14 protein-coding genes and 1 pseudogene are annotated in these 13,906 nt (G+C 62.8%); 6 read left to right on the top strand and 9 right to left on the bottom strand.

Translation table 11 applies throughout. The features are described from left to right. The first annotated feature begins 7 nt into the window (after nucleotides 1-7). Complete coding sequence (locus ACWNC0_RS09555) at nucleotides 8-1,180, top strand: glycosyltransferase (RefSeq protein WP_449471216.1); 1,173 nt, start codon at nucleotides 8-10, stop codon at nucleotides 1,178-1,180. Nucleotides 1,181-1,278: 98 nt separating this feature from the next. On the opposite strand, the gene ACWNC0_RS09550 is transcribed toward ACWNC0_RS09555, so the two are convergent. Beyond that, on the bottom strand, nucleotides 1,279-2,025 hold the full coding sequence (locus ACWNC0_RS09550) for an HAD-IIB family hydrolase (protein ID WP_449471214.1): 747 nt from the start codon (nucleotides 2,023-2,025) through the stop codon (nucleotides 1,279-1,281). Between the two features lie 58 nt (nucleotides 2,026-2,083). Between ACWNC0_RS09550 and ACWNC0_RS09545 the strand changes: the two are divergent. After that, nucleotides 2,084-2,725, top strand: a pseudogene (locus ACWNC0_RS09545) (phosphotransferase family protein); the annotation flags it as partial. A gap of 195 nt (nucleotides 2,726-2,920) precedes the next feature. Here the strand turns inward: ACWNC0_RS09545 and ACWNC0_RS09540 are convergent. From ACWNC0_RS09540 to thiS, 7 genes are all read right to left on the bottom strand, one after another. After that, entirely contained in the window at nucleotides 2,921-4,189 is a 1,269-nt protein-coding gene (locus ACWNC0_RS09540; RefSeq protein ID WP_449471212.1) for a capsule biosynthesis protein, read from the bottom strand. Then, complete coding sequence (locus tag ACWNC0_RS09535) at nucleotides 4,182-5,774, bottom strand: capsular polysaccharide export protein, LipB/KpsS family (RefSeq protein ID WP_449471211.1); 1,593 nt, start codon at nucleotides 5,772-5,774, stop codon at nucleotides 4,182-4,184. The genes ACWNC0_RS09540 and ACWNC0_RS09535 overlap by 8 nt, the downstream gene beginning before the upstream one ends. 75 nt (nucleotides 5,775-5,849) lie before the next feature. Beyond that, nucleotides 5,850-7,148 carry a glycosyltransferase family 4 protein gene (locus ACWNC0_RS09530; RefSeq protein WP_449471210.1) on the bottom strand — a complete coding sequence of 433 codons (1,299 nt, stop codon included), beginning with the start codon at nucleotides 7,146-7,148 and terminating at the stop codon, nucleotides 5,850-5,852. Between the two features lie 44 nt (nucleotides 7,149-7,192). Continuing rightward, nucleotides 7,193-7,633 carry an HIT family protein gene (locus ACWNC0_RS09525; RefSeq protein ID WP_449471208.1) on the bottom strand — a complete coding sequence of 147 codons (441 nt, stop codon included), beginning with the start codon at nucleotides 7,631-7,633 and terminating at the stop codon, nucleotides 7,193-7,195. A 10-nt stretch (nucleotides 7,634-7,643) separates the two neighbouring features. Continuing rightward, nucleotides 7,644-8,279 (bottom strand): CoA transferase subunit B, encoded by a 636-nt coding sequence (locus tag ACWNC0_RS09520; RefSeq protein ID WP_449471207.1) that lies wholly within the window; start codon nucleotides 8,277-8,279, stop codon nucleotides 7,644-7,646. Then, nucleotides 8,279-8,989 carry a CoA transferase subunit A gene (locus ACWNC0_RS09515; protein ID WP_449471206.1) on the bottom strand — a complete coding sequence of 237 codons (711 nt, stop codon included), beginning with the start codon at nucleotides 8,987-8,989 and terminating at the stop codon, nucleotides 8,279-8,281. The genes ACWNC0_RS09520 and ACWNC0_RS09515 overlap by 1 nt, the downstream gene beginning before the upstream one ends. 159 nt (nucleotides 8,990-9,148) lie before the next feature. Next, nucleotides 9,149-10,150, bottom strand: coding sequence for a sulfur carrier protein ThiS (gene thiS, locus ACWNC0_RS09510; protein WP_449471205.1), 1,002 nt, complete (start codon nucleotides 10,148-10,150; stop codon nucleotides 9,149-9,151). 120 nt (nucleotides 10,151-10,270) lie between these two features. Here thiS and aroQ point away from each other — a divergent pair, with 120 nt between their 5' ends. The 4 genes from aroQ to arsC all read left to right on the top strand — a co-directional run bounded on the left by aroQ (nucleotide 10,271) and on the right by arsC (nucleotide 13,005). Continuing rightward, entirely contained in the window at nucleotides 10,271-10,711 is a 441-nt protein-coding gene (gene aroQ, locus ACWNC0_RS09505; protein WP_449471203.1) for a type II 3-dehydroquinate dehydratase, read from the top strand. 84 nt (nucleotides 10,712-10,795) lie between these two features. Continuing rightward, nucleotides 10,796-11,281, top strand: coding sequence for an acetyl-CoA carboxylase biotin carboxyl carrier protein (gene accB / locus ACWNC0_RS09500; protein ID WP_449471202.1), 486 nt, complete (start codon nucleotides 10,796-10,798; stop codon nucleotides 11,279-11,281). A 13-nt stretch (nucleotides 11,282-11,294) separates the two neighbouring features. Then, complete coding sequence (accC, locus tag ACWNC0_RS09495) at nucleotides 11,295-12,647, top strand: acetyl-CoA carboxylase biotin carboxylase subunit (RefSeq protein WP_449471200.1); 1,353 nt, start codon at nucleotides 11,295-11,297, stop codon at nucleotides 12,645-12,647. 13 nt (nucleotides 12,648-12,660) lie between these two features. Beyond that, the gene (gene arsC / locus ACWNC0_RS09490; RefSeq protein WP_449471199.1) at nucleotides 12,661-13,005 is read left to right on the top strand and encodes an arsenate reductase (glutaredoxin); all 345 of its coding nucleotides are present in this window, start codon (nucleotides 12,661-12,663) and stop codon (nucleotides 13,003-13,005) included. 187 nt (nucleotides 13,006-13,192) lie between these two features. On the opposite strand, the gene ACWNC0_RS09485 is transcribed toward arsC, so the two are convergent. Then, nucleotides 13,193-13,642, bottom strand: coding sequence for a hypothetical protein (locus tag ACWNC0_RS09485; RefSeq protein WP_449471198.1), 450 nt, complete (start codon nucleotides 13,640-13,642; stop codon nucleotides 13,193-13,195). Nucleotides 13,643-13,906 lie beyond the last annotated feature (264 nt).

Raw genomic sequence — 13,906 nt, 5'->3', positions numbered from 1 at the left:
GGACAGCATGACGCTGAATGTCCTTACGCTCTCGACCCTGTTCCCGGACATGAGCCGTCCGAATTTCGGGGTGTTCGTCGAACGGCAGGCGCGGGAACTCGCCAGCCGCCCCGATGTCAATGTCACGGTGATCGCGCCGCTCGGGGTTCCGATCTGGCCGATTGGCCTTGGCAATCAATATGCGCCGCTCCGCGCCCTGCCGCGCAAGGAACGGTGGCAGAACCTCACCGTCTACCGCCCGATTTTTTCGACGATCCCGAAGATCGGCGCGCGCTACAATGTCGGCAGCATGACGCGCGCGATCCTGCCGCTGGTACGCCACCTGCATGAACAGCAGCCCTTCGACGTCATCGACGCCAGCTTCTTCTTCCCCGACGGCCCGGTGGCGCAGCGCCTGTCACGCGCCCTCGGCATCCCCTATTCCGTCAAGGCACGCGGCGCTGACATCCATTATTGGGGCAAACGGCGCGACACGCGCGGTCTGGTGAAACGCGCCGGGGCGGAAGCGGCGGGCCTGCTCGCCGTGTCTAGCGCAATGCGCCGGTCGATGGTCAAGCTGGGCATGGACGCGGAAAAGATCCGCGTTCACTATACCGGCGTCGATCTTGATCGCTTTGAATTGGCCGATCGCGCCGCCGCCAAGGAAGCATTGGGCTTTGAAGGGCCGGTAGTCCTGTGCGTCGGCGCGCTCATTCCGCGCAAGGGACAGGAACTGCTGGTGCAGGCGCTTCCGCGTCTGCCCGGTATTACCCTGCTCTTCGCTGGCCAAGGTCAGTATCGCCGGGCGCTGGAAAAGCAGGCGGAGGAACTGGCCGTTGACCGTCGCATCGGTTTCCTCGGCTCCGTCCCGCATGACCGCCTGCCGCGCATTTATGCCGCGGCCGATGTGATGGCGCTGCCCTCCTCGTCCGAGGGGCTCGCGAACGCCTGGGTCGAATCGCTCGCCTGCGGTACGCCGATCGTCATCACCGATGTTGGTGGCGCGCGCGAACTGCTCGACCGACCGGAAGCAGGCCGGATCGTTGACCGGGACCCGGAAGCTATCGCGGCCGCGATCGGAGAGATTCTCTACAACCCGCCCGAGCGCGAAGCGGTGCGCGATGCAGCACTGCGCTTCACCTGGGAAGCCAATGCCGATCTTCTGCTCCATCATCTGAAGGGCATCGCCCGCAACGGCTAGGCCGGGTGGAGGGGTTTGCCTGTGAAGCACACCCCCGCCCCTCTCAGATCATGGGCCGCACGCCGCAACCGACGGCGCTCGCCATCAGTGTAAATCGGTCACTTCTGGCAGGAAACAATGGCAGCGATCACGGACAGCGTCTCTTCCGGGTCACGCACGCGCACCGTGTCCAGCCCCAGTTCCTTGGCCGGATAGTCATTGCCGCCCGGAAAGATCGCGTCGCCAATAAACATCATCGCATCCAGAGCGATGCCGCTCGCGTCGCGCAACTTCTTGAGGCCATAGGCCTTGTCCACACCCTCGCGCGTGATGTCGATCGATGTCGCGCCGCCCATGTTGATCGACAGGCCGGGCAGACGCTCCCGCAGGTCGGCCTGAATGATACGGCGCTTGGCAAAGTCGGGGTCCCATCCCTCCTTCGCATGGATAGGAGCCTGCTGGCCCAGCGCGGAAAAGGTGATCTGGCTGCCCCGATCCTCGATCCGTTCGCCCCATGTTTCTTCCGGCACGAAACCGGTCGCTTCCAGCGCCTGATCGAAGGCGGCGAAGATGTTCTGCTTCTGCGCTTCGTCGAACAGTTCGGCATAGACTGGCGTCCATGCGCCTGCCTGATGCGTGAAAAGCTTGGTGCCAGTCGTCGGCATCAGCCACAGGCGCGACAGGTCCGCGCGGCCGGGGAGGCGGCTCGCTACCTGCTTGTCGAATTGCGGCCAGTCACCCCCGGAAATCACTGCAACATGCGCGACCGTCATCAGGTCAGCCAGCGCCTCCCCCATCTCCTCGCCCAAAGGTTGCTTGCTTTCCGCCAGCGTTCCGTCGAGATCAAAGGCGATCAACTCTTTCATTTGGGCAAGCTCCTGGACTCCATGTCGGCGCAGCTATCATCAATTGAGCGATCGGCAAATGCACGGAAGTGAGGAAATGATGCAGCACATGTCGTTGGAAATGGGAAGCGATTGGCTGCTGCTCGACCGTGGCCAGAGCTCGGAGGTTTTTCATATTGGCGACGGAAAAGTCATCAAGATCTTCCATCCCGCCGTGTCCGAAGAAATGATCGAGCGCGAAAGGGCGGCTGCCACACTGGCCGATTCCCTCGGCCTCCCCACCGCCGCACCCCGCGCGCGCGTCGAGGTCGATGACAAACGCGCCCTCATCTATCCAAAGATAGACGGCCCATCCGTCGCCAGAGCCATTCGCAAGAAGCCCTTCTCGGCGGCCTCCCTCCTCCGGGACATGGCTCGCCTCTTCCATAAGATGCACGGTCGCTCGGCATCCGGACTGCGCACGGTGAAGTCCGTGCTTAAAACCGATATCGAATATGGTCCGGCGCCCGATCGGCTCAAGCGCGCCGCCACCGATTACCTCGCTCGCCTCCCGGAGGGCAATCAGCTCCTCCACGGCGACTTCCACATCGACAATATTCTGGTCAATGATAACGGGCTGGTCGTCCTCGACTGGGCGAAGGCCGCGATCGGCGTGCCCGCCGCCGATGCCGTCAGGAGCGAGATGCTGATGCGGTTCGGCGAAGGCCCTGCCGACCCCATCACCAACATCTGGCGCGACTGGGCCGCCCGTCAGTTTGGCCTCGCCTATCAAAGGCAAAGCGGCGTCACGTCCGATCAGCTTTCCCGATGGCGTCCCATCGTCGCGCTAGCATGGCTCCGCGCGCGGCCTCCCGTCCGCAATGCAGCCTTCACCCGCTATCTGAACAACGCCCTACGCGGCGCGCGAATCCGGTCCTCAGCTGACCCGCGCAAGATTGATCCGCCGCACTGGTCCATCCGAACGGCGCTCCCCCTGCTGCCTCTCGTCGCAAAGCCGCTCCACGGCATTGTTCACCAGCATATCGAGGCCCTGATCGCTTAACAGGCCGCCCCGGATCAGGCATCGATCGATCAGCACCCGGCGGAACGCCGCATAGAGAGTCTGGTCCGGCGCGCCCGGATCGAGCCAGAATTCGTCCAGCGTCCCCCTATAAACAACGCCGGGCACCTTGTAGACAGCATGTCCCAGCACCAGCACCGGCTTGCCCTTGTTCAGCGCCAGCGTGCCGACCGTGCTGTTGACCGTCACCACGCCCAGCGACCGGCCCACCACCTGCGCGATGTCGAGGTCCGCAAGATAATAGACGCGATCCGCCACCCCATATCGGACCGCAAGCCGCCGCGTCAGCCGTTCCCAGGCAACCAATCCCGAATCCAGCGGATGCCGCTTCACCAACAGGTTAGTGCCCTCGGGTGCATATCGCGCGAAGCTTTTGATCACGAACCTCAAAGCCGCGCGCATATTGCCGAAGGGCGAATGGACGCGAATCTGATAGTCCGAATCCAGCTGCAACGGCAGAGCGAAATAGGGCTTGTCCCATATCGTCTCCCATTGCGCCCGCGACAAACGCACGTCACGCTTTCGCAGCATCAGCTTCTTGAACCATCCCGCCGCCTCCAGCAGGAAGCTTTGCGGCCGATGCGTGCGGTAAAATGGAAAGATCGGCCACATCATTGCCGACGCCAGCCCATTGCGCGTCGTATTCACCGCGCGCCTGCGGAAGGTCGAAGGAATTTGCGGCTCCCGCCCGCCCTCCGGCGGCAGGCCCAGCGCCTGATCCAGATACCATTGCGGGTCGAGCGGCAGCGTTGAATTGCCGTTCACCCCGTCCTCTTGCAACGTCATGAAATCCGGCCGGATATAGCCTTCCTCCAGCACATGGACGCGCAAGCCGCGCAGCCGCGCCATCTTGTGCGCGGACGCATGATAGGGGCGGCAATCGCCATACAGGATCAGGTCGGTGACGCCATGCTGGACGATATAATCGTCAAAGAAGAGCGGCCAGTTGCGGAAGGACCCGCGATAATCGGTCGCTTCGCTCGGCCAATCGACCTTGTCGCCGCCGTTGATGTTGATCCGCAGCGCGCCATGCCCCCGCGCCCGCAAGGCGTCCGCCAGCATCGCGAAAAAGGGTCCATGCGGTCCCTGAAGAAAAAGGAAGGTCTTGGCTTGGCCGTCAGCCATGGAGATGCTCGGCAGACAAAGTCATAAATCTTCTAATTTTCCCCTGTAGCGTCCGCATTCGGATCAGCCATGAAATTGATGACGTCGGTCCGCCACCCAAACGCTCCACCATGATTTCGGGGCCGCAGGGCAGACCTGTTACCGGGTCGAGGTAACGTGGATAGAGAATGAGGGCGGCCGCCACAAGCTGGTCGATCGTCAGCTTGCGCCCTCGACGCGGATTGGGCTCGGCCAGGTCTCGCGTCAGGCCCCATCCGGCGTAGAATGGCATGCCATGCACCGTGACAGGCCGGTCTCGCAGCAGTGCCTCGAACCCGGTGAGCGATGACAGCACATGCACTTCGTCCACCGCCTGCACCAATGTCATCAGCGGTGCGCCACAATCGAGCGCGTCGGCATGTTCATGCACGACGGCGTCGCTCAAATGCCCGCGCCGCAGCCCGGCTTGCACATCGGGATGGGGCCGGTAGATGATATGGGCATCCGGCTCAGCCCGACGCGCCCGCTTCAGCAGGCCCAGATTGCCCTCGACACCAGCGCCGCCGAGCTGGACCGACAGGTCATCCTCCACCTGCCCGACGACCAATACCGTGCGCTTGGCGCTAGGAAGGCTGGGCATCTGGCCACCATCCTGCCCATATTTGGTGACGCCCGTCGCCCGGATCGTCGCGCGAAGTCGACCGGCGCGCTCCACTAGCGCCGGTGAAAAAGCATGTGTTGCAAGCAACGTCTCAAGATCGCTGGGCCTGCCCGCATCATAATAAATGCCAGACCGGTCGATGACGACCGACCCCGGCGGCGTCAGCGCGGCCCCCAGCCCCTTCGACCGCAAGAAGCCGTCCTCCACCCGCGCAACCGCAATGTCCGGCGCGTCCGCCTGCAAGGACGATGGCACCCGCGATGGCCAGACCGCCAGCGCTCCGCCCTCGCGCCTTGCCCGCCGCACCCCGGCGCGTGGGGAAAGGAAGGGCGGCGAACGCACCCCATCCCATAGGAACCGCCGCATCGCTTCGCGCTTCCAGAAGGCCATGCCGCTGGCGGCGGCGATATGCCGGTTGCCTTGCAGATGGCGGCCCCACTCCGCCAGTTGCGCGACGGCTTGCTCGACGCCCACCACCTGGCCGCTGAAACAATCCCGGTAGCTGGCCGCCGCGACCGCTCGCTTTGCCGCCAGCCGAAGCCGTTCAGGCGCGATCACTTCCCCATCAGGTCCATGCACAGCAACGCCCAGCATCCCCGCAATGATCGCCAGCTCATCGTCGGCCGCCGCGTGGACGGAGCGCGCCTGCGCCACCAGCGCCCAGGGATCATACGCCTTGGCTGACTGCCGCAGCGGAAGAATCACAATCTCATCCAGCCTCAAGCCCTCGCGGGGAAAACGACACCCCGCTCGCGCGACGAGCCTCACGCCCTCGCGCTGGCGACCCCAAAAGGCCCCGCCAACCCGCGCCGCCGCGATCTGGTCGATAACGCTGTCCGGAACCTCGTCCAGCTCACCCGCCTGCTCCCGCAGAACACTCACCGCCGCCACGCGCGGGGCAATTCCGGGAAAGGGCGGCGATCGCAGAAAGGGCAGCGGCGTCACTTCGTCAAATCCCGTCCGCACCCGGCAGAAAAGCAATTGTCCACAAAACTTTCATGCGCACCCCCGGCAGGGACGTCAAGCGGGCGCGCTAGCCGTCACATCGTCCAGCAATTGCATGACGATGTCGAAATAGTCCCGCCATTGTGGCGCGCGCCACGCCTTGATACGCGCCATCTGCGCCGCGCGTTCGGGCGAATCCGGCAGAGCATAGGCTTCGATCAAACGCATCCAGCCCAGCCCGTCCAGCGGGTCGAGATAATCCGGCGCCTCTCCCCCGACCTCCCGATGTGCGACGATATCGCTGCAAATCACCGGCACGCCCACCGACAGCGCCTCAATCACCGGAATGCCGAACCCCTCCTCAAACGAAGGCATCAGCATCGCCCGCGCCCCCGCGACAAGCGCGTGCATTTCCGTGTCCGGCACGCTGCCCGCTTCGATGACATGGCCGCGCAGGATTTCCGCCCGCTCCAGCATGTCGACGACATTCTCATTTTCCCAGCCACGACGGCCGATCAGCACCAGCACCGGAGCCTGATCGCCCAGCCGCTCCACCAGACGCCGCCACAGATTGAGCAGCAGCAGGTGGTTCTTTCGCGGCTCGATGGTCGAGATGTAAACGAAATAAGGCCGCGACGGCACATTATGGCCTTCGCCCCCGAATATGTCGGGCGGGTCAGAGCCGAAATGGGCGACGCAGAGGCTGCGCCCTTCCAGGCTCCGCGTCATAAACGGCCCCAGCGCATCGATTGTCGCCTGGCTGTTGCCGATGATGCCATCGGCATAGCGATCGATCGTGCGTATCCGCCGCCGATGTTCCTCCGCCCCCTGCGGCCGCGCGAACTCCGGATGGGTGAGCGGGATCACATCATGCACCAGCGTCACGAAACGCGCGCCTTCCGCCCGCAGGATCGCGCCCACCTGAGCCGGGTCGTCCAGATGATGGGGCGACACTTGCAGATAGACGCGCGGGCTACGGGCGCGAGGCACGGGGCGGGGCCGCAGCGCGATCAGGTGCCGGATCACCGCGGCGCGGCTCGCCGCTTCATCCTTGGCGCTGCTGTTGCGCCAACGCGCCGCCGTGAACGCCAGAAACTGCCGGACCGCCGCACTGTTCAGCCGCCCATAATAGCCGCCCGCCGGATGCACGGCGGCAAAGGCCAGCCGATCCGGTATCCGCTCCAGCAATTCGCGCGCATAGACATATTCGACCCGGTCGATGCCGGTCGGCGCCGCATGGAAGCTGCGCGACAATAGCCGCGAGATGTCGAGGATGATCTCCGCCTTGCCATCCGCAGCCGCGACATAGCTTCTTGCTGGTTTCGATCGCAACGCCAGCCGGGCGCCCGGCGCCTTGAACGGTTTCAGCGCCATGTCAGCGCGTCTCCATCGGCTTGGTCATGAAATTCGCGCGCGGCTCAGAATGCGCCACGTATCTCTTCCGCCAGCGCTTCAAGAGCAGCGGGATCAGCGAAATTGCCTTGGGCATGGGCGGAAAAGCCCATCGGCCCGCCCTGCCAGCGCGGCACGATATGGAAATGCAGGTGAAAAACGGTTTGTCCGGCAGGCGCACCGTTGAACTGGGCGACATGGATGCCATCGGGATCGAGCGCCTTGGCCGTCGCCTTGGCGACTTTCCTCACCGTGGCCATCACCTGCGCCAGCGCATCCTCCTCGATCTCCAGGATGTTGCGCGCCTTCGACCATTTGGAAATGACCAGGCTGTGCCCCTTCGACTGCGGCTGGATGTCGAGGAAGGCATATGTATGCGCATCTTCATACAGCTTGGTCGAAGGGATCTTGCCCTGAAGGATCAGTGCAAAGACATTGCCTTCGTCATAGGTGCCCTCAAGGCTCATGCCAGTATCCTCAGCTCAGATAATGAGCCGTGGTCTTAGCGGCGACTTCCTCCGCCGTCACGCCCGGCGCGAGTTCAACGAGCTTGAACGCACTGTCATGGTCGGGGCGCTGGAATACGCACAGGTCGGTGACAATCATGTCGACCACATTCTTGCCGGTCAGCGGCAGGGTACAGGCCGGGATGAACTTCGGGCTGCCGTCCTTGGACGTATGTTCCATGACGACAATGATCTTCTTGACGCCCGCGACCAAATCCATCGCGCCGCCCATGCCCTTGATCATCTTGCCGGGGATCATCCAGTTGGCGATGTCGCCATTTTCCGCGACTTCCATCGCGCCCAGCACGGTCAGGTCGATATGCCCGCCCCGGATCATGGCGAAGCTGTCGGCGCTGGAAAAATAGGCGCTGTTCGGCAATTCGCTGATCGTCTGCTTGCCCGCATTGATGAGGTCGGCGTCTTCGTCACCCTCATAGGGAAAGGGACCGATACCCAGCATGCCATTTTCCGACTGGAGCGTCACTTCCACGCCCGCCGGAATATGGTTCGCCACCAGCGTCGGAATGCCGATGCCAAGATTGACGTAAAATCCGTCCTTCAGCTCCTTGGCCGCCCGCGCGGCCATCTCGTCACGGCTCCAGGCCATTATGCGGTCTCCCTCTGGCGAACGGTGCGGAATTCGATCTTCTTCTCGTAAGGCGCGCCGACGATCATGCGCTTCACATAGATGCCGGGCAGATGGATCGCGTCAGGATCGAGGCTGCCGACCGGCACCACTTCCTCGACTTCGGCGACACATATCTTGGCGGCGGTCGCCATTGGCTGGTTGAAGTTGCGCGCAGTCTTGCGGAAGATCAGGTTGCCGCTTTCGTCAGCCTTCCATCCCTTGATGATCGCCACGTCAGCGAAGATGCCACGTTCCAGGATATAGTCCTGCCCGTCGAAGCTCTTCACTTCCTTACCCTCGGCAACCGCCGTGCCGACGCCCGTCTTGGTGTAGAAGCCCGGAATGCCCGCGCCGCCCGCGCGGCAGCGCTCAGCCAGCGTCCCTTGCGGACAAAACTCCACCTCCAACTCACCAGCCAGATATTGCCGCTCGAACTCCTTGTTCTCGCCGACATAGGAGGAGATCATCTTCTTGACCTGCCGGGTGCGCAGCAGCTTGCCGAGCCCCTCGCCGTCAATCCCGGCGTTGTTGGAGGCGATGGTGAGGTCCTTGACCCCCGAATCACGGATCGCGTCGATCAGACGCTCGGGAATTCCGCAAAGTCCAAAGCCGCCTGCACAAAGATGCATGCCATCGAAGAGAAGGCCCTCCAACGCAGACGCAGCATCGGGGTATAGCTTCTTGACCATCGCTTTTCCTCCTCCTGAATGCGTTTCGCCCATAGGAGGAAGCGGGCAGCCGGTCAATTTGCTGCAATGGCGAAAGTAGCGCTCCGGTGTTCCTGCGAAGGCAGGAACCCAGTCTCCCCCTCACCTGGTCACTCCTGCCTGCGCAGGAGCACAAAGCGCTTAAATCAAGCCGGCAAGCGGGCTGGACGGATCGGCATACATACGCTTCCCCATCCGCCCGGCGCGATAGGCCATGCGCCCGGCTTCCACCCCAGCCTTCATAGCCGCCGCCATCAGCACCGGGTCCTTCGCCTCCGCAATCGCCGTGTTCATCAGAACGCCGGTGCAGCCCAACTCCATCGCCTCTGCCGCTTCCGACGCCGTACCCACACCTGCATCCACTAGCACCGGCAGCTTCGTGCCCTCGACGATCAGACGGATCGTCACCCGGTTCTGAATACCCAGCCCAGACCCGATCGGCGCGCCCAGCGGCATGATCGCCACCGCGCCCGCATCCTCCAGCCGCTTGGCCGCGATCGGATCGTCAACGCAATAGACCATCGGCTTGAAGCCTTCCTTCGCCAGAACCTCGGTTGCGCGCAAAGTCTCCACCATGTCGGGGTACAGCGTCCGCGCCTCGCCCAGCACCTCCAGCTTGACGAGGTCCCAGCCGCCCGCTTCCCGCGCCAGCCGCAGCGTGCGAATTGCCTCCTCGCCAGTGAAGCAGCCTGCCGTATTGGGCAGATACGTAATCTTCTTAGGATCGATGAAGTCGGTCAGCATCGGCGCCTTGGGGTCCGACACATTGACGCGCCGCACCGCCACGGTGACGATCTCCGCCCCCGAAGCCGCAAGTGCCGCCGCATTCTGCTCAAAATTCTTGTACTTGCCCGTGCCCACGATCAGCCGAGACCGGAAAGTCTTGCCCGCGACCGTCCAGCTGTCATCATCCACCGCCGACACATCGCCGCCGCCAACAAAATGCACGATCTCCAGATCATCGCCATCCTCGACGCACACCTGCGCGAGGGTCGATCGCGGCACGACCTCCAGGTTGCGCTCCACCGCGACCTTCTCCGGCACGAAGCCGAGTTCGCTCGCCAGTTCCGCCAGCGTCATGCCCGCGCGCACGCGGCGATGCTCGCCATTGATGGAGATCGATACTGTTCCGTCAACGTGCAATGCTCTGTCCTGTCTCTTACGAAAGAAGGTGTCTCGACTTGGCGGGACACGAAAGGCTAAGGATTACGGCGCATATAGGGGCCACGACGCCCCTGCCGCAACATGCTAAGGGGGATTGCCATGGCCGACGCGCGGAAAATCTTTGTGTTGAACGGCCCCAACCTCAACATGCTGGGCACGCGGGAGCCGGAAATCTACGGCTATGACACGCTGGACGACATTGCCGAACGGATGGAGGATGCCGCCACCCGCGCCCATGTCGAAATCGATTTCCGCCAGTCCAATCATGAAGGCCATCTGATCGACTGGCTTCAGGAAGCGCATGAGGAAGGCGCGCATGCCGTCATTCTCAATCCCGGCGGCCTCACCCACACCTCCGTCGCGCTGCACGATGCGATCAAGGGGATCAGCGTGCCCGTCATAGAGGTACACCTGTCCAACCCGCACAAGCGCGAGCCATTCCGCCACCAAAGCTATGTGGGCATGGCGGCGAAGGGCACGATCGCGGGCTTTGGCGCCATGTCGTACATGCTGGCGCTGGAAGCCGCGCTGGAACTTTAACTCGTCGCTCAAAAGTTGCGCTTTGACCCAAATGCGCATAGGCGCGGGCATCGCATAAGAGATTTTACGGTCCAGGGACTTCAAATGAACGATAAGGCTGAAAAGGGCGCAATGCAGGTCGATGTGCAGCTGGTGCGGGATCTCGCCGCCCTGCTCGACGACACCAACCTGACGGAAATCGAGGTGGAGGACGGCGATCGCAAAATCCGCGTCGCGCGCAAGGCCGCAAACGCCGCCGCCGTCGCCTATGCGCCCGCTCCTGTGGCAGCCCCGGCCGCTGCCGCGCCGGTGGCCGCGCCCGCAGCAGCCCCTGCCGAAGCCGCAGCTGCTGTTGCCGCTAACGCCGTTCGCTCGCCGATCGTGGGCACCGCCTATCTGTCGGCAGAGCCCGGCGCCGCACCCTTCGCCGCCGTCGGCTCGACCGTGAAGGCGGGCGACACCGTCCTGATCGTCGAAGCGATGAAAGTCATGAACGCCATCACCGCGCCCAACGCCGGTACGGTCAAGGCCGTGCTGGTCGATAACGGCCAGCCGGTCGAATATGACCAGCCGCTGATCGTCATCGAATAAGGCCGCGCGACACATGGCCATCGAAAAGCTGCTGATCGCGAACCGGGGCGAAATCGCCCTCCGCATCCACCGCGCCTGCCATGAAATGGGCATCAAGACGGTGGCGGTCCACTCCACCGCCGACGCTGACGCCATGCATGTGCGCCTTGCCGACGAAGCGATCTGCATCGGGCCGCCCGCCGCCAAGGACAGCTATCTGAACGTCGCAGCGATCATCTCGGCCGCTGAAATCTCCGGCGCGGATGCCATCCATCCGGGCTATGGCTTCCTGTCGGAAAACGCCCAGTTCGCGGAAATCGTGGAAGCGCATGGATTGGCCTTCGTCGGCCCCAAGCCCGAACATATCCGCATCATGGGCGACAAGGTCGAAGCGAAGCGCACCGCTGGCGCGCTCGGCCTGCCGCTGGTCCCCGGCTCCGACGGCGCGCTCTCCAGCGTCGAGGAAGCCAAGGAAGTGGCCGCGAAGATCGGTTATCCGGTCCTCATCAAGGCAGCATCAGGCGGCGGCGGTCGCGGCATGAAGGTCGTGCCGTCCGAAGACCTGCTCGAAACCTCGATGAAGCAGGCCGGCTCCGAAGCCAAGGCCGCCTTCGGCGACGACACCGTCTACATGGAAAAATATCTGGGCAACCCCCGGCATATCGAATTCCAGGTGTTCGGCGACGGCAACGGCAACGCCATCCACTTGGGCGAGCGCGACTGCTCGCTCCAGCGCCGCCACCAGAAGGTGCTGGAGGAAGCCCCCTCCCCCGTCCTCTCCGCCGCAGAGCGCGACCGGATGGGCGAAGTCGTGCGCAAGGCGATGGCCGACATGGGCTATCGCGGCGCGGGCACGATCGAATTCCTGTGGGAAGACGGCGAATTCTACTTCATCGAGATGAACACCCGGCTGCAGGTGGAACATCCGGTGACGGAGATGATCACCGGCCTAGACCTCGTCCGCGAACAGATCCGCGTCGCCGAAGGCAAGCCGCTCTCCGTCGAGCAAGCGGACATTGAATTCAACGGCCACGCCATCGAATGCCGCATCAACGCGGAGGACCCCAAGACCTTCGCGCCATCGCCAGGAACCGTCACCAGCTATCACGTTCCGGGCGGCATGCACGTCCGCGTCGATAGCGGACTCTATCAGGGCTACCGCGTACCGCCTTACTACGACAGCATGATAGGCAAGCTGATCGTCTACGGCCGCACCCGCGAAGGCTGCATCATGCGGTTGAAGCGCGCGCTGGAGGAATATGTGATCGAGGGCATGAAGACCACGATTCCGCTCCACCAGAAGCTGCTCAAGGACCCCGAATTCCTGAACGGCGACTACACGATCAAGTGGCTGGAAGAGTGGTTGGCCAAGGACGAACAGGCGTGAAGGTCATCGTGGTATGAGGGCCACCATCTGGCACAACCCCCGCTGCTCCAAATCGCGCGCCGCGCTCGCGATCATGGAGGGTACGCCGGGCGTTGAGGTCGAGATAGTGGAATATCTAAAAACCCCGCCCAGCCGCGCCGAAATCGAAGCGGTGCTGGCAAAGGCGGGCGTCCGTCCTTCCGAGGCGCTCCGCAAGGGCGAAGCCGTGGTGAAGGAAATCGGCCTCGACGTGACGGACGACAAGGCCGTCCTCGACGCCATGGCGCAACACCCGATCCTGATCGAACGCGCCATCGTCATCACCGACAAGGGCGCAGTAATCGCCCGCCCACCCGAACGGGCAAGCGAAGTCCTCTAAACAGCCTCCTCCTCCCCTCCCGCAAGCGGGAGGGGCCGGGGGTGGGCCTGCGCAACGCCTGTGAAATCTTAGAACTCGCGCAAACTTCCACGCCTGTCGTTCCTTATGACTAACGGCTTGGATGGGTGGAAAGCGGATGGTCAGCTTTCAGGCCCGCATGCCGTGAAAGCTGACAGTTGGGCGAACCCTATTCAGTGCTAAACATCACCGGTACATGTCCACGCTTCGCTGAGCGCCCACTTCTTTCTAGATAACTTTGGAATTGCGAGTAGCGACCATTTGACCTGTACCACTCCGCCACAGCAAAAAATCCCATTTGTCGCCGATACTTGGCCAAGATGTCGGCGCGTACTTGCTGCGGCAGGCCTGGCTTGAGCGCAGTTAGGTGACGATCTGCTAGGACGGTGGAGCTACCTTTTTGTTCGCCGCATCGGGCCTGAGCACGGCTCGCTGCTTCCGACACATCTGTATCATTCACCAACATCGAACCGCCCCCATTTCCTAATGCTTCGGCAAAACAGTCAAAGTAGGGCTTGTAAGTGGCAGCCAACTTCGGATCGGACCAGAGTTGCATAACCGGCATATTCTCGACCAGAGTTTCCGCATCGGATTTTTGAGCAAGCCCCGGCGCGGCCATCGCTAATCCAAGAACGCTGAATATCCCAAAGTATCTACGGAGCATAGGTTTCCTCAACCATAGGGACCGAGTGACCGATTTTAGCTATGGCATTTGCAAACACCAACGGCAATTTCTGGTCGATAGCTACTCGTCATCTAGGGCTCGCGTCCAGTGACCGGATTCGCGCATGATCATAAGTCGTTTGCCAGTCCGGCGATGCGAACCGCGAAAACCGGTAACCACATAATTGCAAAAGGCGCGTCCAGCCCCTTTGGCACTGCA

The sequence above is a fragment of the Sphingobium chungangianum genome (genome assembly GCF_977014255.1).
The sequence above is the reverse complement of the archived record's forward strand: the minus strand, read 5'-3'. Positions and strand labels throughout refer to the sequence as shown.

Bases quoted from the DNA above. Each gene is read 5' to 3' on its own strand.
- ACWNC0_RS09555 (WP_449471216.1), top strand. From the start codon at position 8: ATGACGCTGAATGTCCTTACGCTCTCGACCCTGTTCCCGGACATGAGC.
- ACWNC0_RS09550 (WP_449471214.1), bottom strand. From the start codon at position 2,025: ATGAAAGAGTTGATCGCCTTTGATCTCGACGGAACGCTGGCGGAAAGC.
- ACWNC0_RS09540 (WP_449471212.1), bottom strand. From the start codon at position 4,189: ATGGCTGACGGCCAAGCCAAGACCTTCCTTTTTCTTCAGGGACCGCAT.
- ACWNC0_RS09530 (WP_449471210.1), bottom strand. From the start codon at position 7,148: ATGGCGCTGAAACCGTTCAAGGCGCCGGGCGCCCGGCTGGCGTTGCGA.
- ACWNC0_RS09525 (WP_449471208.1), bottom strand. From the start codon at position 7,633: ATGAGCCTTGAGGGCACCTATGACGAAGGCAATGTCTTTGCACTGATC.
- ACWNC0_RS09520 (WP_449471207.1), bottom strand. From the start codon at position 8,279: ATGGCCTGGAGCCGTGACGAGATGGCCGCGCGGGCGGCCAAGGAGCTG.
- ACWNC0_RS09515 (WP_449471206.1), bottom strand. From the start codon at position 8,989: ATGGTCAAGAAGCTATACCCCGATGCTGCGTCTGCGTTGGAGGGCCTT.
- aroQ (WP_449471203.1), top strand. From the start codon at position 10,271: ATGGCCGACGCGCGGAAAATCTTTGTGTTGAACGGCCCCAACCTCAAC.
- accB (WP_449471202.1), top strand. From the start codon at position 10,796: ATGAACGATAAGGCTGAAAAGGGCGCAATGCAGGTCGATGTGCAGCTG.
- accC (WP_449471200.1), top strand. From the start codon at position 11,295: ATGGCCATCGAAAAGCTGCTGATCGCGAACCGGGGCGAAATCGCCCTC.
- arsC (WP_449471199.1), top strand. From the start codon at position 12,661: ATGAGGGCCACCATCTGGCACAACCCCCGCTGCTCCAAATCGCGCGCC.
- ACWNC0_RS09485 (WP_449471198.1), bottom strand. From the start codon at position 13,642: ATGGCCGCGCCGGGGCTTGCTCAAAAATCCGATGCGGAAACTCTGGTC.